This window comes from Bacillus sp. AFS088145, from assembly GCF_002564465.1.
In the GTDB taxonomy this organism is placed as follows: Bacteria; Bacillota; Bacilli; order Bacillales; family Bacillaceae_G; genus Gottfriedia.
On sequence record NZ_NUUX01000010.1, the window covers coordinates 88152 to 111033 of the forward strand.

Genomic DNA, 22882 nt, shown 5'->3' on the forward strand with positions numbered 1-22882 from the left:
AAAGGATTATTTTTACCCGCAAGGAATTCATATTTCCTTGCGGGTTTTGTCATTTATTCGTTAAAGTAAAAACTGAAATTTCTGGTACACTAAAAAATCGAAACGGAAGCCTTGTTGTTCCTATACCCCGATTAACATATAAGTTCATAGGTTTTATATGATGGTTTATTTTAAATAACCCTTCAGTATAAATAGTTGCTAATGGCGGAGTATAAATTGCTTCGTGAAATGGAAGTTTAACTTGTCCACCATGACTATGACCAGAAAGTTGTAAGTCTATTGGATACTCTTTAAGTCGATCTGCCACATCAGGTTCATGGACTAGTAAGAGATTAAAAGCGTTTTTTTGTATATTTTTAAATGCTTCAGCGGGGTTTGGTCTTCCTAAAAGATAGTCATCCAAACCAATAATATTAAGTTTACTGTAATCTTTTAAGACAATTTCTTTTTGTTCATTTTCTAAAACTGTAAAACCAGATTTTATGAAAACAGAAGATGAGATTTTCTTCCCTGCTCCTCCAACGTCATGATTACCGTAAATAGCATATTTACCATATTTTGCTTTTAATTGTTGAAGTACAGCAGGGATTTGATCTAATTTATTGTATAAAGCGCTATTATCAATTAAATCACCAGTAAACACAATTAAATCAGGGTTTTCTTTATTAATTTGATCGACAACATTATTTAATTGCTTTAATGTATAATGAGCACCGATATGAGTATCACTAAATTGAACAATTTTCATTCCTTCCATCTGTTTTGAAACGGAATTTGATGAGATCGTTATTTGATTTACATCTATCATTTTTGGTTCAATACTTTTTGAATAACTATATAAAAAAATAGGGAAAATTAATAATATCAACGTAAAAACTATTAATCTTCTAACGATCCTTCGTATTATGGTATATTTCATGTCTATAACCTGCCTTTATGAATGAATTGATACAATTAAGATTGTAAATAAAATAAATAGAGCACTGACTAAAATTTCAATTATCCTCATGTTTTCACTCCCCTAGAACAGTATAAGCTCCTTTTGTTACATGAACGTGACAAAATAACATAATGAACGGAGGAATTAAAAATCAATATTTTAATCGCAGATGACGAAAAAGATATGTTAAAGATCTTACAAGCATATTTCCAAAGGGAAGGATATAACGTTTTTTTAGCGGAAGATGGAGAACAAGCTATCGAAATCTTTTATAGTGAAAAAATTGATTTAGCTATTTTAGATTGGATGATGCCTTTAAATAGTGGAATTAATGTGTGTAAAGAAATAAAGACAAATGGTGAAACAAAAGTATTAATGCTAACAGCTAAAAGTGATGATGAAGACGAATTACAAGCTCTAATACTAGGTGCTGACGATTATGTACGAAAGCCATTTCATCCGGGTGTCCTAATTACTAGAGCTAAAAAATTATTAAAAGAAGAGCATCATATTGTAATTGGTAATATAAAAGTAGATTTTAAAGGTAAAATAGCATTTAAAAACGAGGGAAATTTAAATTTAACGAAAAAGGAAATTGATTTATTAAGCTGTTTTGTTCGTAATCGCGGAAATATTTTATCACGTGAGGATTTATTAGTTAATGTATGGGGTATTGATTACGATGGAGATGATCGAACGGTGGATACCCATATAAGAAGATTAAGAGAAAAAATAGGAGAAGATCTTATTCAAACACATCGAGGTTTAGGATACAGTCTTATAAAAGAAAAATGAATCGATTAGGAAGAAAAATATCGATAACAATTACCGTATGTATTCTTTTTGTTTTTATTTTTTATCTAATTATCAATTCGTTTTTATTACCTAAATATTATTTATTTCAGATGAAAAATAGAGTACATGACCTTTCAACAGCGATAAACAAGATGCCAATGGCTGAGTTTAAACAGTCAATTAATCATTTGGAACAAAAAAATAATGTAACAATCGCTTATGAACCAATTCAAACAAATTTAGACCAGTTTAATGGTTTATTAAGAGATAATTTATATCATAAAAGAGTAACTTTAAATAAATTTTGGGTTACAGAACAAACATTAAACCAAGTAAAAAGTGGTAAAAGAATTAGTAAAATCTATGATCAAGGTAAATTGAAATCTAGTTTTTTAGTCGATTTTATTCAAAAGGATAATGTATTTATTGTAGTCGGTGTCTCTATTGTATATTTAAGTGATGCTGTTCAAATCGTTAATAAGTTTACTATTTATATTATGATTTTCTTGATTTTAATGTTGATTTTAATGGTTTGGATTTGGTCAAAAAAAATAACAGATCCATTAAAAGAATTAAAAGATATTTCTAAAGAAATCGCTCAATTAGAATTTAAAAAGGCAAAAATTTCAACAAATGATGAAATCGAAGAACTTGCGAAAAGTATTAATGAAATGAGTGACAAATTGAGGATTGCCCATGATGATTTAAATCAACGGAATACAAATTTAAAAACATTCATATCAGATATTTCTCATGAACTTAAAACTCCGCTGGCTTTAATCAAAGCTTATTCTGCAGGCATTAAAGACGGAATAGATGATGGAACCTATGTTGATACAATCATTAAGCAAACAGATCAAATAAACCGATTAATCGATAAATTATTAGAGTTATCAAGAATTGAACGTGAAATATTACATCTAGAGCAACTTGACTTAATTAAGCTTCTTGAATCTACTTTGGAAAACTTTGAAATCGAATTAAATCAAAATAATATCATTTTAACAAGAGAATATATTAGAACGAACCAACTAAATATTGAAGTAGATCGCGACCAAATGGAGAAAGTAATTAATAATTTAATTAGTAATGCAATTAAATATACAAAAAATCCGGAAATTAACATTAAGATTTACGAGGAAAATAAGGAAATTGTATTCATACTTAAAAATGAAACAAATCTTAAAAATTCTACTCAAATTAAGCAAATCTGGGAACCGTTTTATGTTATGGAGGCTTCCCGAAATAAACATTTAACAGGTACAGGCTTAGGTCTAGCGATTGTAAAATCCATTTTAACCCGTCACCAGTTAAAACATGATGTGAAATTAATAGATGGAAACATTCAATTTTCAATCCATTTTCCAAAACCCTTACAGTAAAGTAAGGGTTTTTAAGATTTTTATTAGTGAAAACTTTCAAGCCAAGAAGCAGCATGATGGGAATGTAAATTTATTTACATAGAAGTACCTATTAAGCTATGAAAAATCCATTTACATTTATTGATGAATAACTACACCTGTACCAATTGGAACCATTGAAGATAATTCAAGAACATCCTGATTGTACATTCGAATACAACCATGTGAAACAAAGTGACCAATTGTTGCAGGATTATCAGTTCCATGAATTCCGTAATGTGGAGCTGAAAGTCCCATCCATAGTACTCCAAAAGGTCCTCCAGGATTTGGATCTTTATTAATAATTGTATAAGTGCCTGTAGGAGTAGGAGTAAGCATTTTTCCTACACCGATGGGGTAAGTTTTTAGCAGATTGTTGCCGTCGAAAAGTTTTAGTTGGCGGTTTGATGTAGAAATGTAGATCCAATTAGTCATTTTATCAGCTCCAGTTTTTAACTATCGTATGAAGAAAGTTTAATAGTTGTTAAATACAAGAGGAGTATTAGAAATATGAATTTTAAATAGAAAAAATAGTAGGTTTCTATTACTTTTTTACTATTTCCTTAGTACCAAGTTTGGAGCAAATGAATACTCTATAGGACAAGCACTTTAAGGAGAGGATTAGTCTATAGTGTCTAATACAATTAAATATTTCCAATATGCCCAAGAAGTTTCAAAGAAAATTGGCTGGCTACCCGAAGTAATTTATACTCAATGGCAAGTAGAAACAGCACATTTTACGTCTAAAAATTTTAAGAAAAATAACAATATCGCAGGTCAAACATGGTATCCAGGCTTACCTCTTAGTAGTAGGGGAACAGCTAGACCTAAAAATGAAGGTGGGTATTATATAAAATATAATGATCCAGTTCAGGGCTATGTTGATTTTATTTTGAGTAATCCGCGGTACAGTAAAGTTAAAACATTCGAAACTGCTAATGAACAGTTTAAAGCGATCGCTGAGGCAGGTTGGGCAGTAGCTCCTAATTATGCAGATGTGCTCATCTCAGTTAATAATGCAAATATTAAAAATGAATTATATAAAAGGATTATTCAAATTGAGTTATATCCTTATAAAGGAATCCTAAAAAAAGGATCAAGGGGAGTGCAAGTAAAGAAAATTCAAGAAAAAATAGGCGTCAAAGTGGATGGGATTTTCGGGATTTTAACCGAAAAAGCGGTTAAAGAATTTCAAAGAAAAAATGATTTAGTAGTTGATGGAATTGTTGGGGTAAAAACATGGAGCAAACTTTTCAATCCAACAAATCTATAAGATATTTAATCATTTATTAAATCACCTGTATGATTTTAAATACAGGTTTTTTAATTTTAACCTACTACATAAGAGGGTTTGAAAGCATTTTATAGAAAGTTAACTATAACCATTTAAGAAAAGGAGAACGAAAGTGGCAATTAGAAATGCGGTAAAGAATGATTGTGAATCAATCGTAATTCTAGATTCTCAAATTATTGAAAGTCGAATTAGGGAACATCAAATTAAACGATCAATTGAAGAAAATCGATGCATTGTATGTGAAATGAATAATAGGATAGTAGGTTTTATGATTTATCATAAATTTTTCTTTGGCCATTTATTTATTGAATTAATAATTGTCCCACCAGAAACGAGGAGGCTTGGTATAGCAAAAAATCTCATTAAATATGTTGAGGTTTTTTCAGAAAAGAAATTATTTTCATCTACTAACAAATCTAATAGCTCAATGCAAAAAGTATTTCAATCTCTAGGATATATTGAAAGTGGATTTATCGATAATTTGGATAAAGGAGATCCTGAAATTATTTATGTTAAATTAATAGATTAAACGATATTTTTGGTAATTTATTTTTTGAAGAAGAATAAAAATATTTTTATTACCCCAATTATCATTAGCCACTCCCAAATACCCATCTTCAATACTATATAAATTTACTCTCAACCGGTTCTCAAACTATGTTCGAAATAATCCTATCTTTTCATAGTTAAATTGAAAACGTTTACTATTATTCACAATAATTACGAAAGAGTGTGTAAAAAGTCCTGATGGATTGATTGATTTGTTACTTTAGGCTAATCGATATAAAAAATTTTTAAATACATTCTTCCTGTTATTCTATTTTTCAATGCATGATGAATAGTAATAATATATAAATGCTCCAATTATATCACTACAAGGAGTGGAAATATGGATTTTAAAAGGGAATTCATCTTAAAAACAAAAGCAATATATAAAGAAACTGTTACAGAAAATATGGCTTACAGTAAGATGTGTGAAAAATTTGAATCATATTTTGTTGATTTAAAGGAGTCTTTAAAAAAGGAAATTGAAGTTTCGAATGGTGAGTTTGATATTATGATTGATAAAGATCATGTTATTGAGGTCTTATTAAATCAAAGAGAGTTATTAATTACGATTGATGACGCTGGGGTAGTAGTTAGTATTAAATATTTTGATGAAGTGCAAAATGAACAGGTTGAAAATAAGATTGATATAATTGAATATGATGGTGGGGCATACAAGAGTCAAGTATTTCAATCACCTATTACTAGAAATATAATCGATAATTATTTAGCAATTGCGTTTAGAGATGATTTAGAGAAGAATTTTGAGAGTTATAGTGAATGATAGAAGCTCTTCACGTTGATGAAAAAATTAATGTTCAAATTTTCGTAAATGGAGTTTATGTATCATATTTCAACCACACTAAAGAGCTTGGAAATTCCAAGCTCTTTTAATTTGTTATAGTTCTGTCACTTGAAACCTTAAAACAGTTTTCAATTTATCAGGTTGAGTTTTTCTTGCGTCAGAAATATAGATTTCTTTATGTGTTGTTTGAATTCTTTGTAGATTATTCGCCATACAGAACTCTTCCATTAATTTAAAAGTTCTTGGCTCGTCATCATAACTTCCGATGTGCATGGTTTGTACACATAAGCCTTCTGTAATTGATTCGAGTTTTACGTTTGCTATTAATGGATTTTTCTTTTTTTGTTTAAGTTGATCTAAAATGATGTATGTTAAATCTTCTGTAACAAATTCGGGTTGTCTAATCATTAATTTATAAAGAAGATGTTCTTTATTTAAATAGTCTAGTTTTCGACCTTCTTCATCTAAATCCCAAACACCTTCAAGAGGGAAGACTGTGTAGTCAAAATAACCTTCTGGAACAATGCCTTTTTTGGGCAACATTTTAATGGCATATGCTAAAGAATAAAGTGCTTCGATATTTTCTTTAAATAATTCATTATTTGGATTGCCTTTGCCTTCAATCGTTATATATTTAAAGGTTGGTATGTTAATTTTACTAGGCTTACTTTTTGGTAAATAAATTTCTTTTAAACTTTTTCTCCACTCAAGTTTACTCACTAAAAAAACTCCCTTAATAATAAGTCAGTTTGGTTTATTTTGTTGTGACTATGCTTGTTAAAAACAAAAAGCAATCACATAAATATGTCATTGCTTTTAAAAGGTTTAATGATATGTACGATAGACTCCTATTACTTTTCCTAAAATTGATACTTGTTTTAATAGAATAGGAAACAGTGCATCATTTTCAGGTTGAAGTCTAAAATGGTCGCTTTCTTTATAGAAGCGCTTTACAGTAGCTTCACTATCTTCAGTCATGGCAACAACAATTTCGCCATTTTCAGCAGTGAATTGCTTTTTAACGATTACAAGATCGCCATTCATAATACCAGCATTGATCATACTATCTCCCTCTACACGTAGCATAAAAACTTGTTCGTTAGATGGAGCGACAGATGTCGGTAAAGGGAAATATTCTTCTACGTTTTCGACTGCAGTAATTGGAATACCTGCAGTTACTTTACCGATTACGGGAATGTTAATAATATCGTTATAGATTTCACTGTATGATGCTTGTACTTCATTCACAACCGTTGCTGTATCGCCAAGAATCTCTATTGCACGCGGTTTCGTAGGGTCTCTTCGAATATAGCCTTTTTGTTCTAGTCTCTCTAAATGACCATGTACTGTAGAGCTTGAAGCTAAACCAACAGCCTCAGCAATCTCTCGAACTGAAGGTGGATAACCTTTAATTTTTACTTCGTCTTTAATATAAGCTAAAATTTCTGCTTGCCTTTTCGATAGTTTGTTCATTCGAATTTCCCCCTTACCTATAAAGTAGATAATACGTTCCTCTTTATTTTTTTCATTATATCATGATAGGATATGATATACAAACGTTAGTTCTATTTTTTATTAAAGTAGTTTTCGTGTTCGTATGGAGGGAACAGTTAATGAATGCAATAATTTACGCGAGAGTAAGTACAGCAAAGGATTCAAAATAAACATCATTACATAGACAAATAAGTGAACTAACCGAATTAGGTGAGCGGATGGGAATGTGTATTCTAGAAACAATAGGCGAACAGGCCAGTGGGTAGGAAGATACATTTTTAAAGGAAGAAGGTGTTAGATTATTTACATCTTCTCAAAATGGTCAGTTTCAATTAAGTGAAAGTGATTAAATGGTTTTAGATATTTTAAGTACTGTCGAGGAATATCAACGGAAAATTCATATGACGAAGAGAATCGCGCGAATAAAAAACTTAAATATTTGTAGAAAATCTATTAAATACATTAAGAATCAGTTTAATTTAGTGGTGTTGTTTATAATTTATACAATTAATTTTTTAAATTACTATCACAAATTGATTAAGTCAGATTCGTAGATTAAGAGGAGGAGAAAATATGAAAGCAGTTATATATTGCCGAGTTAGTACAGAAAAAAATACACAAGATACTTCATTAAAAAGACAAAGGGAAGAACTAGAAAAATTAGCAAATATTAATAAACTTGAAGTGATTAAGATAATTGAAGAAAGACATAGTGGCTTTGACATAGAACGGGAAGGAATTATTGAAGCTTTAGCAATATTTAAGGATAAGCAGGCTGAGATCTTACTTATACAAGACGATACCCGATTAGGAAGGGGACATTCGAAAATTGCACTTATTCATGAATTACGCAAAATGGCAATAAAAGTTTTTACAATACAAGATCATGGGGAGATTTCTTTATCGGATGCGGATTTAATGGTCTTGGAAATATTAAGTACAGTAGAAGAGTTTCAACGAAGAATTGCTAATTATAAAATAAGCAGGGGGATGCGCAGAGCTGTCGAGAATGGTTTTCAACCTCACAAGAATATATCAAATAATCATTTAGGAGGTAGGGAAAAAAAAGAACTGCCTGTGGAAGAAATAATAAATCTTAGAAACAAGAAACTTACTTTTCATGAAATAGCAGCTACATTACGAGGTTTAGGTTATGAAGTAAGTAGGGCTACTGTTCATAGAAGGTATAAAGAATATTTCGATGAACTAAATCAGGATTCTATTAAGAATTAAAGAAAATTTAGACGTTGTAATTTAAAAGTATATCAGTTAGCTTTTTCTAATAATCAAAAAGAAATACATAAATAGGCTTTTAAAATGATATAGTTCTTTTAATGCTTAATAATTGTTGACGATAACTTCTTAGAATGGACCCTATATTTTATAAGTTAAGGGTCAGTTTTTTTATTTTTTGATTATTGTAAATTTATTGCAATTGGATGTTCACATGTCGTTCATATTACTTTTCTAAGATTCATTTGTAGAAGAATTGAAGAGATAGTTTATAGTATTAATTGAAAAAATATTCTAATAAGTAGTTTAATAAACTCTTGATATATTAAATCTGATAGACTAGTATATTAATATCTAATAAATTAAATACTAATTTGTTAACAAGTAGTTAAGATGCCTTAGGGCTTAATAGGGAATCTGGAGCAATACCAGAACTGTCCCCGCAACTGTAAGTGTGGACGAAATAGACAAACCACTGAAACGTTTATATGGACGTTACGGGAAGGGTCTAAAGTAGGAAGATACACAAGTCAGGAGACCTGTCTTAGCTTTTAAAGTTTCGATTTCTTCGGGGGTTGAGAAGATGAAACGTTTGGACAAAAAGGATGATTTATTTACTTTCTTTGTGCTGACGTTTTATCCGTTCAACTTATGTTGAACGGATTTTTTCGTTTTAATGATTCTAAATCATTTTTAATTCTTATAGTATGCCCTAGAAGAAACAAGTCTTTTAAAAATTGAATAGATTAGGATTGGTGCACTTTGAAAATTAGTGCTTAATAGGGAAGTACGGTTTAAATCCGTCACGGTACCCGCCACTGTAAGGGGGAGTTCATTGCAGATGTCACTGAAGTAATTCGGGAAGACGCAATAGAATGATGAACCTAAGTCAGGAGACCTGCCTATACCTAATAGCTTTAATCAACCTACGGGAACATAGGTAGAAGTGCTGAACTTACATCGCTATTTTTTTGTGTGTATATTATTCTGCACCCCTATTTCCATAGGGGTGCTTTTTTTTTGAAAAAAACTAAAAGGAGTGTGTGACATGACTACTTGGAATTTACAAGGGACGAAACACCATGTTTTAATTTGTAACGGCAGCAGCTGTATGAGAAAGGGTGGGGAGGAAGCGACACAAGCGATCCGGAATGAAATCACCAATTTAAGCTTAGATCCAATCATACATACAACAAGAACGAGATGTAATGGGAGATGTAAGGATGCTCCCGTTGCCATCGTCTATCCATCAGGGACTTGGTATAAAAACGTAACCCCAGAAGTGGGAACTACGATTGTAAAGCATCATCTGGCGGAAGGTCATTGCCTTCAAGAGCATTCGATCTATCAATATTCCGAAGCTGGATTCATACATCCAGAAGGGTCGGAATGCATCGAAGGAGTACAAAAAGCGGTTAAAGAAAACATTTAACAGCGGATAGTAACTGGATACTAGTTTGAAATTGTGGAAGGTGGCGTAATAGAGTGAAAGGCAAATTATTGATTATAGGTTTTGGCCCTGGTGATGAAAAACATATTACCGGACGAGCAAAGGAAGCCATCCAAGAAAGTAATATCATCATTGGCTACAAAACCTACGTTGATTTAATCAAGGGATTAATAGCTGGAAAGCAAATCATCAGTACAGGAATGACAGAAGAAGTGAGCCGTGCCCAGGAGGCTGTAAAACAAGCTGAGCTCGGTTACACGGTAGCTGTCATTTCGAGCGGTGATGCCGGTGTATATGGAATGGCAGGACTTGTTTACGAAGTGCTAATTGAAAAAGGCTGGAAAAAAGACTCAGGGGTAAAAGTTGAGGTGATCCCTGGCATTTCTGCCATCAATTCCTGTGCTGCTTTATTAGGAGCGCCGGTCATGCATGATGCCTGTACGATTAGTTTAAGTGACCATTTAACACCTTGGAGCTTGATCGAGAAACGAATCGATGCAGCCGGTCAAGCTGATTTTGTGATTGCCCTATATAATCCAAAAAGCGGAAGAAGAACACGGCAGATCATGGAAGCACAAAAAATTCTATTAAAATATCGCTCGCCAGACACCCCTGTAGGATTGGTAAAGAGTGCATTTCGTGATAGTCAAAAGATCGTCTTAACCAATTTGCAAGAGATGTTAGAACATGAAATTGGCATGTTAACCACCGTTTTAATTGGCAACTCTTCAACATTTTTCTACGATGGATTGATGATTACGCCGCGCGGTTATCAGCGGAAGTATACATTAAATCAGGCAATTCAGCCGTTGAAACCGCATCAGCGTCTGCAAAAGGAGGCTGAACCATGGGCACTAGAGCAAATGGAAGATGTAACGCAGCTAAACAAGAAACTAGTCACCCCAACCTCAGTGAAAGAGTCGCCAAGAGAGTTGGCTGAGGAAGCCTTGCAAATGGTCCTTGGTGAGTCCTATGGAAAAACCCAAGATTTAATTGTGAAGCAAGACTTTCAATCTATTTTTGAGGTAGCTGTCAGCCCTGGTGTCGCCAATAAAAAATTTACCGCGGTTCAGATGGTCATTCTTTCCGAAATTGTCGGAGAAGAAGGAGTCATGGAATACACACAAGACCATTTTATGAAGCTGCAAATTTTAACCTCTAAGCCTGATGAGATTATTGAGAAACTAACGGCAGCCAACTTTTTGATTGCTCCTGTTGGCGACGTATTAACCGTAAAAGCTTGTGATTTTTGTGACGGAGAAAAGAAGGATTCCATCCCTTTTGCCGATGAGCTTCAAGAAAAGCTTGGCGGCATTGAACTCCCAAAAGAATTGAAACTAGGTGTGAATGGCTGCGGCATGGCCTGTTATGGAGCCGTAAAAGAAGATATTGGCATTGTCTATCGTAAGGGAGCGTTTGATTTATTTTTAGGAGCCAAGACAGCTGGAAGAACCGCACATCCTGGCCAAATCGTAGCTGAAGGAATCGCACCGGACAAAATTGTCGGGGTCATAGAGGGGATTGTTCAAGAGTACCAACAAAAGGCCTATCCAAATGAACGTTTCTATAAATTTTTTAAACGGGTCAAAGAGGTTCAAGGTTTTGTGTACCAGGATATCACACCAAACCTTAAAATCGAAGCGGCTGTTTGCGGGGAATAAAGGAGAGAAGACTAAGCGGTAATTGGAAGGTAAGAAATTTACAAACAAAGGGGAGGAAATATTTTGAGAGCAATTTTATTTGTGGGGCATGGAAGTAAAGATCAAGAGGGAAATCAGCAGGTTCGTGAGTTCATCCGCGAGATGAGAAAGACTTGGGAAGGTTCTTTTCTGGTCGAGACGTGTTTTTTAGAATTTGAACGACCAACAGTGAATCAAGGCATCGATCTATGTGTGGAGAAAGGGGCCGACCATATTGTCGTGATTCCGATCATGCTCTTACAGGCAGGACACTCAAAAATTCATATTCCAGCAGCTATTGATGAGGCAAAGAATAAATATCCACTTGTTCAATTTACTTATGGCCGGCCAATTGGTGTTCATGAGGAAACATTTGAAATTCTAAAAACTAGATTAATGGAAATTGGCGAGAATGTAGAATCCATCGAAGACAATACGGCTGTCCTTTTGTTAGGACGGGGCGGAAGCGATCCCGATGCGAATAGTGATTTATATAAAATTGCTAGATTACTATGGGAAAAAACAAACTATAAAATCGTCGAACCTGCTTTTATGGGGGTGACCAATCCCTTAGTGAACGAAGGGATTGAGCGCTGTATTAAGCTTGGAGCAAAAAAAGTAGTAATCCTGCCTTACTTTTTATTCACCGGCATCCTAATTAAACGCTTAGAAGATATGATGGTTCCTATTCAAAATCAATATTCCGCGGTTGAAATTCAGTTGGCTGACTATTTTGGTTATCATCCAAAATTACAGACGATTTTAATCGATCGGGTGGAAGAAGCCCTACGTGATGAGGTGAAGATGAACTGCGATACTTGCCAATACCGTCTTAATGTGATGGAACATATCAATCATCACCACCACCATGATCACGACCACGATCATCATCATGGCCATGACCATCACCATGATCACGAACATGCGGTTCAAAAGGCTGGAGATAGAGGATGATCTTCGTGTTAGCCGGAACAAGTGATGCAAGAGCCCTTGCTTTAGAAATAAAAAATGAAGGCTTCGATCTCCTGGCCTCAGTAGTCACAGAAAATGCAGCAGTTGAATTAAGGGAGTCAGGGATACGTGTTCAAGTAGGAAGATTAACGGATGCAGACATGGTGGGGGTGATTGACACAAATGGAATTCTAGCGGTTGTCGATGCCAGTCATCCGTTTGCTGAAGAAGCTTCCAAAAACGCAATCAAGGCTGCCGAAAAGGCGGGAATCCCCTATGTTAGGTATGAACGGGAGTCACAAAAATTCCAATATGACAAAATGAAAGTCGTCGAAAGCTACAAGGAAGCTGCAGAGCTTGCATTGACCAATAAAGGTGTGGTGATGTTGACGACAGGTAGCAAGACGCTTCAAATTTTCACAGAAAAACTATTAGGTAACCCGGACATTCGCTTAATCGCCAGGATGCTGCCTCGTGTGGATAATATGGAAAAATGTGAGCAACTAGGGCTGCCGCAGAAAAATATTATTGCAATCCAGGGCCCATTTTCAAAAGAGTTCGACAAAGCCCTATATAAGCAATATGGGGTGAGCTTAATGGTGACTAAAGAGAGTGGGAAAGTTGGATCGGTCGATGAAAAGGTGGAAGCCGCCAAGGAACTGGGGATTGAGGTTATCCTTATTGGCCGCCCGAAACTGAATTATGGCACCGTCTATGCTAATTTTATCGATGTCATCGCAGAAATAAATAAAAAGATTGGTTCCACACCAACGTCACAACAGAACAATCATTTTAATACAGGAGTGAGATAAATGGATTTTCGTACCGAATTTAAACCGTTAACCGTCCAACCGGAACAGATTGAAGGTAGAAGTTTTGAAATGATTAATGAAGAAATTGGTGAGCACCCTTTCACCGAGGAACAGTATCCAATTGTCCAGCGTATCATCCATGCATCCGCTGATTTTGAACTTGGGCAAAGCGTCCTCTTCCATCCTGACGCTATTCAGTCCGGTATTCGGGCGATTCGGAGCGGGAAAATGGTAGTTGCGGATGTTCAAATGATTCAAAGTGGGGCAAATAAAGCGAGAATTCAAAAATTCGGAGGAGAAATCAAAGTCTATATTTCCGATCCAGATGTCATCCAGGAAGCCAAACGGCTGAATACAACAAGGGCGATTATTTCGATGCGGAAGGCGATCAAAGAAGCAGATGGCGGTATTTTTGCCATTGGGAATGCCCCAACTGCCTTACTCGAACTTATCCGTCTGATTAAAGAAGGAGAAGCAAAACCTGGTCTTGTCATTGGATTGCCTGTTGGGTTTGTTTCTGCGGCTGAGTCAAAAGAAGAACTAGCTAAGCTCGATATCCCATTCATCACCAATATTGGCCGGAAAGGTGGCAGTACAGTGACCGTTGCTGCATTAAATGCCATTTCCATTATGGCTGAACGGGGATAACCCATGCAGGAAGTACCAAAAGGAAAGCTGCGGGAAGGATATACGACTGGGGCTTGTGCAACAGCAACCACCAAAGCAGCGCTGACGGCATTAATTACCGGTGAACCGCAAACAGAATCAACGATATACTTGCCCGTTAAGCGGTTTGCAACCTTCCAGGTAGAAAGCTGTGAAGTAACGGAACAAATGGCTACCGCCAGTACGATAAAAGACGCGGGGGATGACCCAGATGCAACCCATGGGGCCTTGATTGTTTCCACTGTGTCATGGCTCGATGAACCAGGCATTGTGCTTGATGGTGGAATTGGAGTTGGCCGCGTTACGAAGGACGGCTTGCCCGTTCCTGTCGGCGAGGCCGCGATTAACCCCGTTCCCCGCAGGATGATCCAGGAGACAGCCGAAGGGATATTAAAAGAATTCGGGATTACAAGAGGCATTAAAATCGTCATTTCCGTACCAGCGGGTGAAGAAATCGCTAAAAAAACACTCAATGGACGCTTAGGAATCATTGGCGGGATTTCTATTCTCGGTACCCGCGGGATTGTCGTTCCTTTTTCCACAGCCGCGTATAAAGCCAGTATCATCCAGGCAATTAGTGTTGCCCGGGCAAGTGGCTGCGAGCACGTTGTCATTACAACAGGCGGGCGGAGCGAGAAAAATGCCATGAAGCAATTCCCCGAGCTGTCTGAAGAAGCTTTTATCGAAATGGGTGACTTTGTGGGGTTTACCCTTAAACAATGCAAGAAGCAAGAGGTAAAGAGAGTTTCGATGGTCGGCATGATGGGGAAATTCTCAAAAGTGGCTATGGGGATCATGATGGTCCACTCAAAAAGTGCCCCGATAGATTTTGATTTTTTAGCTGAGGTGGCAAGTCGTACCGGTGCTGATGCTACCCTGGTCGAGGAAATTCGAACTGCCAATACGGCATCACAGGTTGGTGATTTGATGACAGCACAGGGCCACCTATCCTTTTTCGAAATGCTTAGCGACTATTGCTGCGTCGCTGCGTTAAAGGAAGTCGATGGTGGGATCGACATAGATACGACCCTTTATACCATGAAGGGGCAATTGTTAGGAAAGGCGGTGCGAAAGAGTGGCATCAATTAAAATGATCGGCATTGGGGACGAAGGGAAAGTCAGCCTACTCCCGATGTACGAAAAGTGGATTAATGAAAGTGAACTATTAATAGGAGGAAAAAGACAGCTTGCTTTTTTTTCTGAATTCGCCGGCGAAAAAATGCCGATTGAAGGTGGGCTTTATTCCCTAGTGGAACGGTTGCAGTCGGAGACTAGAAACGTAGTGATTCTAGCTTCAGGAGACCCGTTATTCTATGGAATTGGAAGCTATTTATCTTCTAAAATCGATTTGGATATTTATCCATATATAAGTTCAATCCAGCTTGCTTTTGCCAGAATGAAAGAAAGATGGCAGGATGCTTATTTTACTAGTGTTCACGGTAGGAGTATAAAAGGGCTGGCACAGCGAGTCGATGGGAAAAAAACAATCGCAATCTTAACCGACACAGAAAATTCCCCAAATAAAATCGCTCAGTATTTACTTTCCTTTGGCATGACTGAATATGAGGCGTTTGTTGGCGAGAACCTTGGCGGTGATAAGGAACGATGCCGCTGGTTTCCCCTTGCTGAAATGAAAGATGAGGAGTTTTCACCGCTAAATGTAGTAATTCTTAAGAAAAAGGGGGAAAGCCCACATTGGCCGATTGGCATTGACGATTCGGAATTTTTACAGCGTAAACCAGATAAGGGCTTAATTACAAAAAAAGAAATTCGCACACTAAGCATTAGTGGCCTAAGGTTAAAAGAAGATAGCACGGTTTGGGATATTGGGACATGCACAGGTTCTGTTGCGATTGAGGCTGCGAAAATCGCCAGGGAAGGACAAGTGTTTGCCATCGAAAAGAACGAGGGCGACTTAGAAAACTGTAAGCAAAATTTAGCAAAGTTTCGTGTGGATGCAACACTCGTCCATGGGAAAGCACCAGAGGGACTAGAAACCTTCCCGGATCCGGATGCGGTATTTATTGGCGGGACGGCAGGTGGGATGGAAGACATTTTGGATATTTGCTGTAGCCGCTTGAAAGCTTGTGGACGCATTGTCTTAAATGCCGTCACAATTGAAAATCTATCAGAAGCGATGCTTGTGTTTAAAGAGCGGGGATATGAGACGAACATTACTCTTGCTCAAATATCCAGAAGTAAGCCCATTTTGAATTTGACAAGATTTGATGCATTAAATCCGATTTACATAATCGAAGCATGGCGCAAGGAAGGGGAGTAAACATGTTAGGTACATTATACGGCCTTGGGGTTGGCCCAGGGGATCCAGAGCTCATTACCGTTAAGGCGTTTCGTAAATTAAAGGAATCACCAGTGATTGCCTATCCGAAAAAACAAAAGGGCAGCAAAAGTTATGCCCATCGAATCATTGATGTTTATTTTCAATCGAACGAAAAAGAAATGCTGGGCCTTGTTTTTCCAATGACAAAGGATCCAGCCACATTAGAAAGAAAATGGACGGAAACCGTGGAAAATGTATGGGCGAAGCTGCAGGAGGGAAAGGATGTTGCTTTTGTAACTGAAGGGGACCCTCTTTTATACAGCACTTTTATTCATATGATGCGTTTGATGCAGCAGAAGTATCCGCAGGTTCCGATTGAAGTTGTTCCGGGGATTTCGTCCATCAATGGGGCGGCTTCTAGGCTGGGAATTCCATTGGCAGATGGGGATGAGCATGTGGCGATTGTTCCAGCACGGGATGACTATGAAACCATGAAAAAAGTCATTCAAGACAATGATTGTGTCATTTTTATAAAAGTAGCGAAAGTGATTGATTTAATGCTAGAAGTATTACGAGATTTAGATTTGCTTGACAAGGCTTCAGTCGTCACAAAGGTAACATCTGATGAAGAAATTATTTGGAGGGCAGATGAGCTCGAAGGAGCTGAGCTTGAATATTTAACACTAATGGTGGTGAGAAAATGAAGCTTTATATCATTGGTGCCGGACCGGGCGATCCTGATTTAATCACGGTAAAAGGTCTTCAGCATCTTCAGGAGGCAGATGTTATTCTATATGCGGATTCTCTTGTAAATGAAGACTTAATTGCAAAAGCAAAACCTTCCGCCGAAATATTGAAAACCGCCGGGATGCACTTAGAAGAAATGGTTGACGTCATGGCTGAACGAATCCTGCAAGGGAAAAAGGTTGTTCGTGTACACACGGGCGATCCGGCTGTCTATGGGGCAATTATGGAACAAATCGTCTTGTTAAAGAAAAGAGGAATCGAAATAGAGATTGTTCCAGGTGTGAGCTCTGTGTTTGCGGCAGCCGCGGCCGCTCAAGCTGAGCTGACGATTCCTGATTTAACCCAAACAGTGATCCTGACAAGAGCCGAGGGTAGGACACCTGTGCCAGAATTTGAAAAGCTAGCAGATTTAGCAAAACATCATTGCACGATTTCGCTTTTCTTAAGTGCGACGTTAACGAAGAAACTTGTCAAGGAATTGACCGGGGCAGGCTGGAGAAAGGATACTCCTGTTGCAGTTGTTTATAAAGCGTCGTGGCCGGATCAAAAAATTGTCCGGACCACACTAGAACACTTGGACGAGGATATGAGGGTAAACGGAATTCGTAAACAGGCGATGATTTTAGCCGGATGGGCGCTAGATGAAAACATCCACGAACAAGATTATCGTTCCAAGCTGTATGACAAAACGTTTACACACGGATTCCGCAAGGGGGTGGAATCGTAATGATCGAGCTCCAAGAAGCGCAAAGGGCGGTCATCCAGCAGAAGGGGGACTATGCGGTTGTCGCCATTACAAAGCATGGGGTCGAACTGGCCCGTAAGCTGGGACATTCGTTTCAAAATGCCGATGTGTACTATATGGCGAAGTTTGAAAAAGGAGATGAGAGGAACAAGGACATCCAGTTATTTACCGGGAGCGTTCGCCTTCTTCTGCCCTCTCTTTTCGAGGCCTATAAGGGGCTGATAATTATCATTTCCCTTGGAGCCGTGGTACGAATGATTGCACCTATTTTAAAGGATAAAAAAACAGATCCTGCGGTTGTCGTTATCGATGATAAGGGCGAACATGTGATCAGCGTGCTGTCAGGCCATATCGGTGGTGCAAATGAACTAACGAAAGAAGTGGCGGCCTCTCTACAGGCCCGTCCCATTATTACCACAGCTTCTGATGTACAGGAAACGATTGCGGTTGATTTGTTCGGGAAACGATTTGGCTGGATTTGGGACTCGGCTGATAAGTTGACGCCCGTTAGCGCTTCGGTTGTGAACGAAGAAAAAATCGCCGTGGTTCAGGAGTCAGGTGAAAAAGACTGGTGGTCATATGACCGACCGCTACCAGGAAATATTCAGCCGTATTCATCGATCCAAGAAGCGCTGGCCACAAAGCCAGATGCTGCCTTAGTAGTAACCCACCGGAATTTATCCGAAGAAGAAACGGAGATTTTACAGAATGGTGTTTTATATCGACCAAAGGTGATCGTCCTTGGATTGGGTTGCAACCGTGGGACCACTGCAGCGGAAATCGAAGCAGTAATCGACGAAACGCTTGAAGAATTAGGGTTTTCAAAAAAAAGTGTCAAAGCGATTTGCACGATTGATCTAAAAAAGGATGAGGCGGGACTGCTTGAAGTAGCGAAAAAAAACCACTGGGAGTTTATTTTTTACACCCCAGCTGAATTGAATTCGATTAAACTTCAGAACCCTTCTGAAACAGTCTTTAAATTTACCGGTGCATACGGCGTCAGTGAGCCGGCTGCTTTATTGTACAGCGCAGCGGAACATCTAACGTTGATAAAGAAGAAATCAGGTAATGTTACCATTTCAGTAGCGGTGATACCCTATTGAGAGAGGAGGGAAATAGAATGTCTACTCGTAGACTTGTGATTGCAGGGACAGGCAGCGGTGTCGGAAAAACGACGCTGACAATCGGGCTGATGTCTGCTTTAAGGAAAAAGGGCTATACAGTCCAGGGCTTTAAATGCGGTCCAGATTATATTGATCCGACCTATCATACGGCGGTCACGGGGAGAACGTCAAGAAACATTGACAGCTGGATGCTCAACCACGAGATGGTCAAAGAAATTGTCAACCGTGCAAGTAATGGCGCGGATATTTCCGTCATCGAGGGGGTTATGGGATTTTTTGATGGGAAAAATCCTCTAAATAATACGGGATCAACTGCCGAAATCGGTCTCGTCACCGAAAGTCCGGTCATTTTGGTCGTGAATTGTGCCAGCATGGCCCGTAGTGCTGCGGCCATTGTGAAGGGATTTCAAACGTTTTCGAAGGAAGCCAATATTGTCGGGGTGATCGCCAATCGGGTGGGTAGCGAAGGGCATTTTAAAATCGTTCAAACCGCGATTGAGCAAGAATGCGGTATTCCCGTCCTTGGCTATTTGAAAAGAAACGAGGAACTCTCGATTCCGGAACGGCATTTAGGGTTGATTCCCTCCGTTGAACGGGGAGAATTGAATCCATATTTTGAGCAACTAGGTGAATTAGTCCTTGAAACCGTTGATGTAGATTCCATATATGACTTGGCACAAGCCCCGCTTTTAAAAATAAAAGAATCCCAGTTTAAAAGAGCGGAGCAGGCAACTGTAAAAATTGCAGTCGCACGAGATGCCGCTTTTAATTTTTACTATCAGGAAAACCTCGACATGTTAGCAGCCGCCGGAGCCGAGCTAATCGAGTTCTCTCCATTAAAAGGTGAATGCCTGCCGGAACATGTCGATGGCTTATATATCGGTGGCGGTTTCCCAGAGGAATTTGCGGAAGAGCTGACCAAACAGACAGAGGTAAAAAACTCGATTCGAACGGCCATTGAAAAAGGACTTCCAACCTTGGCGGAATGCGGCGGGTTTATGTACTTAACTGAATCGTTGGAAACAACGGGTGAAACGAGTTACAAAATGGTCGGGATCATTCCTGGAAAGGTGAAAATGCAGACAAAACTAGCTGCTTTGGGATACCGGGAAATCACTGCAGAAGAAGAAAATTTCTTGTTAGCAGGAAATCTGACTGCAAGAGGCCATGAATTTCACTACTCCACCTTTCATGCGAGAACGGTTTTTGAACCGGCCTACCAAACGCAAGGAATTCGTGGATTTAAGCAGGAGGGCTATAGGAAAGGGAATTTAATTGCAGGTTATACTCATTTTCATTTTGGCTCATGCCCTGAGCTTGTGGAAAATTGGGTGAAGAAATGTAAGGAGTATAAACAAAATGACTAAAGCCATACCACTTATGTTTCAAGGTACCAATTCGGATGTCGGCAAAAGTGTTGTCGTGACCGCCTTTTGCCGGATTTTCACCCAAGACGGATATAAAACGGTTCCATTTAAATCACAAAATATGGCGTTAAATTCCTATATCACAGTTGATGGAAAAGAAATCGGCAGAGCACAAGGTGTTCAGGCCGAAGCAGCATGTATTCAGGCAACCACCGATATGAACCCGATTTTACTAAAGCCGAACCGGGATAACCAATCCCAAATTGTCGTCCATGGTAAACCATATAAAAATATGGAAGCAGGAAGGTACCGCCGGGAATTCTTTCAAACTGGATTGGAACTTATTCAACAATCACTGTCCAACCTGTCCCAAAATTATGAACGAGTTGTAATTGAAGGGGCTGGTAGTCCGGCCGAGATTAATCTGAATGACCGGGAATTGGTTAATATGCGGGTCGCCAAAATGGCGGATGCCCCCGTGATTTTAATTGGGGATATCGAAAAAGGCGGAGTGTTTGCTAGTTTAGTAGGAACCCTCCAGCTGATGGAACCCGAGGACCGCGATCGAGTAATTGGTGTAATCATCAATAAATTCCGCGGCGATCTCCGCCTGCTAGAATCTGGATTAACGTGGTTTGAGGAGTATACAGGAAAACCCATTCTCGGCGTGATTCCTTACTTGGAGAATTTAAATATTGATGCCGAGGATTCCGTTATTTTAAATCAATATACATATACTCAAAATACTGAAAAAGAATTGGATATCGCGGTGATTCAGTATCCGAAAATCTCAAATTTCACTGATGTCGACCCGTTTTTTGCTGAGCCGGATTGTCATGTCCGTTTTATAACGAGAGCGGATCAATTGCTCCATCCAGATTTAGTCATTCTTCCGGGCAGCAAGAATACAATTGAAGATTTACTGTTTTTACGAAAGAGCGGCATCGCTCAAAAAATAGCGGAATTACATAAAAAGAAACACTCCGTTCTTTTCGGGATCTGCGGCGGTTATCAAATGCTCGGTGATAAAATTGAGGATCCGTTGGCGATAGAGTCTCTCCATAAAGAAATCGAAGGCCTTCAGTTACTTCCAATTGGAACTACCATTACGAAAGATAAGACGACGATCCTATCAAATGGGAAGTTACATCTTTTTGGAAAAAACTTTCATGTAACAGGTTATGAGATTCATATGGGTGAAACCGTGGCAACAGGAGCGTCCCAAGGGCTTATTTTTACGAATGAAAAATGGGATGGTTGTCATTCTCCAGATGAAACCATCATTGGCACTTATTTTCATGGGATATTCCATAATGATGAATTTCGTGAGGAATTACTTAATCAACTCCGCCGTAAAAAGGGTTTGGAGCCCATCCACATGCGCCAATCTTTTAACCAATTGCGGGAAGAAGCGTTTGACCGGCTGGCAGAACATGTAAGGGCACACGTTAAACTGAATGTCATTGAACATTTAATGAAGGATTATCAAAAAAGGAGATCACCCAATGAATAGCGTTATAACAGGAATCCAGCCACTTGATAGAGAAATGGGACAGCAAGTTCGTGAGTATATTGATACGTTAACCAAACCTCCGGGCAGTTTGGGGAAATTAGAGGAATTAGCCATTCATCTGTCGGAAATGACATCTGAATCATTCCCAGTCGTATCACCGCCCGGTGTTATAGTTTTTGCCGCTGATCATGGTGTAGTCGAAGAAGGAGTGTCCGCTTTCCCGCAGGAAGTTACCGTGCAAATGGTCATAAACTTTTTAAACAGCGGTGGGGCCATCAATGTTTTTAGCCGGCAAATCGGAGCCATGTTTGAAGTCGTCGATATCGGTGTGGCAGCAGATATTGAGGCTGACGGGTTTGTGAATCGAAAAATTCGCTATGGAACCAACAATTTTTGCCAACAAGATGCAATTACAAGAGCAGAGGCCGAACAAGCCATCGCAGTTGGCTATGAACGGGCGGAACAGATGATTAAACAGGGAATCAAATGCCTAATTGTTGGTGAAATGGGGATCGGTAATACGACGTCAAGCAGTGCGATTGCAGCGGTTTTAAGCGGGCAGGACATCGATGTACTCGTTGGCCGTGGAACAGGGATTGCACAAGAAAAAATTCGTCATAAACAAGATGTCATCACAAGGGCGATAAAGGAAAGGAACCCTGACCGGAATGATCCCATCGATATCTTAGCAAAAATTGGCGGTTTGGAAATTGCCGGAATGACAGGTGCAATGCTCTCCGCCGCTCAAAATCGGATTCCGATATTGGTAGATGGGTTTATTTGCACGATTGCAGCTCTTTTGGCAAGGGAAATCTGTGTGACAGCAGCGGAGTATATGATTGTCGGCCATCGTTCCGTCGAGCCCGGACATGAAATTGCGCTGCAGTTATTAGGCAAAAAGCCACTTCTTGATTTAGATTTGCGGCTAGGAGAAGGAAGTGGGGCAGCAGTGGCCTTTCCAATCTTACAATCAGCAACCTTAATGTTAAAAGAAATGGCCACTTTTACATCGGCTGGAATTTCAAATGAGTAATTTAGGG

At 38.4% G+C, this 22882-nt stretch carries 23 protein-coding genes and 2 riboswitches; of the genes, 19 read left to right on the forward strand and 4 right to left on the reverse strand.

From position 1 onward, the window contains the following. Positions 1–49 precede the first annotated feature (49 nt). On the reverse strand, positions 50–919 hold the full coding sequence (locus COI44_RS07530) for a metallophosphoesterase (protein WP_098427372.1): 870 nt from the start codon (positions 917–919) through the stop codon (positions 50–52). Positions 920–1090: 171 nt separating this feature from the next. On the opposite strand from COI44_RS07530, the gene COI44_RS07535 reads away from it, so the two are divergent. Both COI44_RS07535 and COI44_RS07540 read left to right on the forward strand, forming a co-directional pair. After that, on the forward strand, positions 1091–1735 hold the full coding sequence (locus tag COI44_RS07535) for a response regulator transcription factor (protein WP_098427373.1): 645 nt from the start codon (positions 1091–1093) through the stop codon (positions 1733–1735). 110 nt (positions 1736–1845) lie between these two features. Then, positions 1846–3117 (forward strand): sensor histidine kinase, encoded by a 1272-nt coding sequence (locus COI44_RS07540; RefSeq protein ID WP_179887040.1) that lies wholly within the window; start codon positions 1846–1848, stop codon positions 3115–3117. A 117-nt stretch (positions 3118–3234) separates the two neighbouring features. Here COI44_RS07540 and COI44_RS07545 read toward each other — a convergent pair whose 3' ends face one another. Further along, the gene (locus COI44_RS07545) at positions 3235–3570 is read right to left on the reverse strand and encodes a L,D-transpeptidase (RefSeq protein WP_098427375.1); all 336 of its coding nucleotides are present in this window, start codon (positions 3568–3570) and stop codon (positions 3235–3237) included. A 196-nt stretch (positions 3571–3766) separates the two neighbouring features. On the opposite strand from COI44_RS07545, the gene COI44_RS24375 reads away from it, so the two are divergent. The 3 genes from COI44_RS24375 to COI44_RS07560 all read left to right on the forward strand — a co-directional run bounded on the left by COI44_RS24375 (position 3767) and on the right by COI44_RS07560 (position 5759). After that, entirely contained in the window at positions 3767–4408 is a 642-nt protein-coding gene (locus COI44_RS24375) for a glucosaminidase domain-containing protein (RefSeq protein ID WP_098427376.1), read from the forward strand. 133 nt (positions 4409–4541) lie between these two features. Beyond that, on the forward strand, positions 4542–4958 hold the full coding sequence (locus COI44_RS07555; RefSeq protein ID WP_098427377.1) for a GNAT family N-acetyltransferase: 417 nt from the start codon (positions 4542–4544) through the stop codon (positions 4956–4958). 360 nt (positions 4959–5318) lie between these two features. After that, positions 5319–5759 carry a hypothetical protein gene (locus COI44_RS07560; protein WP_098427378.1) on the forward strand — a complete coding sequence of 147 codons (441 nt, stop codon included), beginning with the start codon at positions 5319–5321 and terminating at the stop codon, positions 5757–5759. 114 nt (positions 5760–5873) lie between these two features. Here COI44_RS07560 and COI44_RS07565 read toward each other — a convergent pair whose 3' ends face one another. Together COI44_RS07565 and lexA are read right to left on the reverse strand one after the other, a co-directional pair. After that, complete coding sequence (locus COI44_RS07565) at positions 5874–6500, reverse strand: GyrI-like domain-containing protein (RefSeq protein WP_098427379.1); 627 nt, start codon at positions 6498–6500, stop codon at positions 5874–5876. Positions 6501–6605: 105 nt separating this feature from the next. Beyond that, on the reverse strand, positions 6606–7253 hold the full coding sequence (lexA, locus tag COI44_RS07570; protein WP_056476647.1) for a transcriptional repressor LexA: 648 nt from the start codon (positions 7251–7253) through the stop codon (positions 6606–6608). Between the two features lie 594 nt (positions 7254–7847). On the opposite strand from lexA, the gene COI44_RS07575 reads away from it, so the two are divergent. The 14 genes from COI44_RS07575 (at position 7848) to cobT (ending at position 22875) form a co-directional block, all read left to right on the forward strand. After that, on the forward strand, positions 7848–8507 hold the full coding sequence (locus COI44_RS07575; RefSeq protein ID WP_098427380.1) for a YneB family resolvase-like protein: 660 nt from the start codon (positions 7848–7850) through the stop codon (positions 8505–8507). A 374-nt stretch (positions 8508–8881) separates the two neighbouring features. After that, a riboswitch (cobalamin riboswitch) is annotated at positions 8882–9068 on the forward strand. 175 nt (positions 9069–9243) lie between these two features. Then, positions 9244–9427, forward strand: a riboswitch (cobalamin riboswitch). Positions 9428–9555: 128 nt separating this feature from the next. Continuing rightward, positions 9556–9939 carry a (2Fe-2S) ferredoxin domain-containing protein gene (locus tag COI44_RS07580; protein ID WP_098427381.1) on the forward strand — a complete coding sequence of 128 codons (384 nt, stop codon included), beginning with the start codon at positions 9556–9558 and terminating at the stop codon, positions 9937–9939. A gap of 53 nt (positions 9940–9992) precedes the next feature. After that, entirely contained in the window at positions 9993–11618 is a 1626-nt protein-coding gene (cobJ, locus tag COI44_RS07585; protein WP_098427382.1) for a precorrin-3B C(17)-methyltransferase, read from the forward strand. Positions 11619–11681: 63 nt separating this feature from the next. Continuing rightward, positions 11682–12590 (forward strand): sirohydrochlorin chelatase, encoded by a 909-nt coding sequence (locus tag COI44_RS07590; protein WP_098427383.1) that lies wholly within the window; start codon positions 11682–11684, stop codon positions 12588–12590. Continuing rightward, entirely contained in the window at positions 12587–13399 is an 813-nt protein-coding gene (gene cobK, locus COI44_RS07595) for a precorrin-6A reductase (protein ID WP_098427384.1), read from the forward strand. Before COI44_RS07590 ends, cobK begins: the two co-directional genes overlap by 4 nt. Continuing rightward, a complete protein-coding gene (locus COI44_RS07600; protein WP_098427385.1) occupies positions 13400–14047 on the forward strand; it encodes a precorrin-8X methylmutase in 648 nt (215 codons plus the stop codon). Between the two features lie 3 nt (positions 14048–14050). Then, positions 14051–15154, forward strand: a complete 1104-nt coding sequence (locus tag COI44_RS07605) for a cobalt-precorrin-5B (C(1))-methyltransferase (RefSeq protein WP_098427386.1) — start codon at positions 14051–14053, stop codon at positions 15152–15154. A gap of 1 nt (position 15155) precedes the next feature. After that, positions 15156–16346 (forward strand): precorrin-6y C5,15-methyltransferase (decarboxylating) subunit CbiE, encoded by a 1191-nt coding sequence (gene cbiE / locus COI44_RS07610; RefSeq protein WP_098427488.1) that lies wholly within the window; start codon positions 15156–15158, stop codon positions 16344–16346. A 2-nt stretch (positions 16347–16348) separates the two neighbouring features. Next, the gene (cobI, locus tag COI44_RS07615) at positions 16349–17050 is read left to right on the forward strand and encodes a precorrin-2 C(20)-methyltransferase (protein ID WP_056465461.1); all 702 of its coding nucleotides are present in this window, start codon (positions 16349–16351) and stop codon (positions 17048–17050) included. Then, complete coding sequence (cobM, locus tag COI44_RS07620; RefSeq protein WP_098427387.1) at positions 17047–17820, forward strand: precorrin-4 C(11)-methyltransferase; 774 nt, start codon at positions 17047–17049, stop codon at positions 17818–17820. Before cobI ends, cobM begins: the two co-directional genes overlap by 4 nt. Further along, a complete protein-coding gene (locus COI44_RS07625) occupies positions 17820–18941 on the forward strand; it encodes a cobalt-precorrin 5A hydrolase (protein WP_098427388.1) in 1122 nt (373 codons plus the stop codon). The genes cobM and COI44_RS07625 overlap by 1 nt, the downstream gene beginning before the upstream one ends. Before the next feature lie 17 nt (positions 18942–18958). Beyond that, entirely contained in the window at positions 18959–20329 is a 1371-nt protein-coding gene (locus tag COI44_RS07630; protein WP_098427389.1) for a cobyrinic acid a,c-diamide synthase CobB, read from the forward strand. Then, positions 20322–21842, forward strand: coding sequence for a cobyric acid synthase (locus COI44_RS07635; protein ID WP_098427390.1), 1521 nt, complete (start codon positions 20322–20324; stop codon positions 21840–21842). Before COI44_RS07630 ends, COI44_RS07635 begins: the two co-directional genes overlap by 8 nt. Next, positions 21835–22875, forward strand: a complete 1041-nt coding sequence (cobT, locus tag COI44_RS07640; RefSeq protein WP_098427391.1) for a nicotinate-nucleotide--dimethylbenzimidazole phosphoribosyltransferase — start codon at positions 21835–21837, stop codon at positions 22873–22875. The genes COI44_RS07635 and cobT overlap by 8 nt, the downstream gene beginning before the upstream one ends. Positions 22876–22882 lie beyond the last annotated feature (7 nt).

What these genes read in the sequence shown, in the direction of transcription:
- COI44_RS07545 (WP_098427375.1), bottom strand. Translation starts at nt 3,570, where the DNA reads ATGACTAATTGGATCTACATTTCTACATCAAACCGCCAACTAAAACTT.
- COI44_RS07580 (WP_098427381.1), top strand. Translation starts at nt 9,556, where the DNA reads ATGACTACTTGGAATTTACAAGGGACGAAACACCATGTTTTAATTTGT.
- COI44_RS07540 (WP_179887040.1), top strand. Translation starts at nt 1,846, where the DNA reads ATGAAAAATAGAGTACATGACCTTTCAACAGCGATAAACAAGATGCCA.
- COI44_RS07635 (WP_098427390.1), top strand. Translation starts at nt 20,322, where the DNA reads ATGACTAAAGCCATACCACTTATGTTTCAAGGTACCAATTCGGATGTC.
- lexA (WP_056476647.1), bottom strand. Translation starts at nt 7,253, where the DNA reads ATGAACAAACTATCGAAAAGGCAAGCAGAAATTTTAGCTTATATTAAA.
- COI44_RS07575 (WP_098427380.1), top strand. Translation starts at nt 7,848, where the DNA reads ATGAAAGCAGTTATATATTGCCGAGTTAGTACAGAAAAAAATACACAA.
- COI44_RS07630 (WP_098427389.1), top strand. Translation starts at nt 18,959, where the DNA reads ATGTCTACTCGTAGACTTGTGATTGCAGGGACAGGCAGCGGTGTCGGA.
- COI44_RS07600 (WP_098427385.1), top strand. Translation starts at nt 13,400, where the DNA reads ATGGATTTTCGTACCGAATTTAAACCGTTAACCGTCCAACCGGAACAG.
- COI44_RS07625 (WP_098427388.1), top strand. Translation starts at nt 17,820, where the DNA reads ATGATCGAGCTCCAAGAAGCGCAAAGGGCGGTCATCCAGCAGAAGGGG.
- cbiE (WP_098427488.1), top strand. Translation starts at nt 15,156, where the DNA reads ATGATCGGCATTGGGGACGAAGGGAAAGTCAGCCTACTCCCGATGTAC.
- cobK (WP_098427384.1), top strand. Translation starts at nt 12,587, where the DNA reads ATGATCTTCGTGTTAGCCGGAACAAGTGATGCAAGAGCCCTTGCTTTA.
- COI44_RS07530 (WP_098427372.1), bottom strand. Translation starts at nt 919, where the DNA reads ATGAAATATACCATAATACGAAGGATCGTTAGAAGATTAATAGTTTTT.
- cobM (WP_098427387.1), top strand. Translation starts at nt 17,047, where the DNA reads ATGAAGCTTTATATCATTGGTGCCGGACCGGGCGATCCTGATTTAATC.
- COI44_RS07560 (WP_098427378.1), top strand. Translation starts at nt 5,319, where the DNA reads ATGGATTTTAAAAGGGAATTCATCTTAAAAACAAAAGCAATATATAAA.
- cobI (WP_056465461.1), top strand. Translation starts at nt 16,349, where the DNA reads ATGTTAGGTACATTATACGGCCTTGGGGTTGGCCCAGGGGATCCAGAG.
- COI44_RS07605 (WP_098427386.1), top strand. Translation starts at nt 14,051, where the DNA reads ATGCAGGAAGTACCAAAAGGAAAGCTGCGGGAAGGATATACGACTGGG.
- cobT (WP_098427391.1), top strand. Translation starts at nt 21,835, where the DNA reads ATGAATAGCGTTATAACAGGAATCCAGCCACTTGATAGAGAAATGGGA.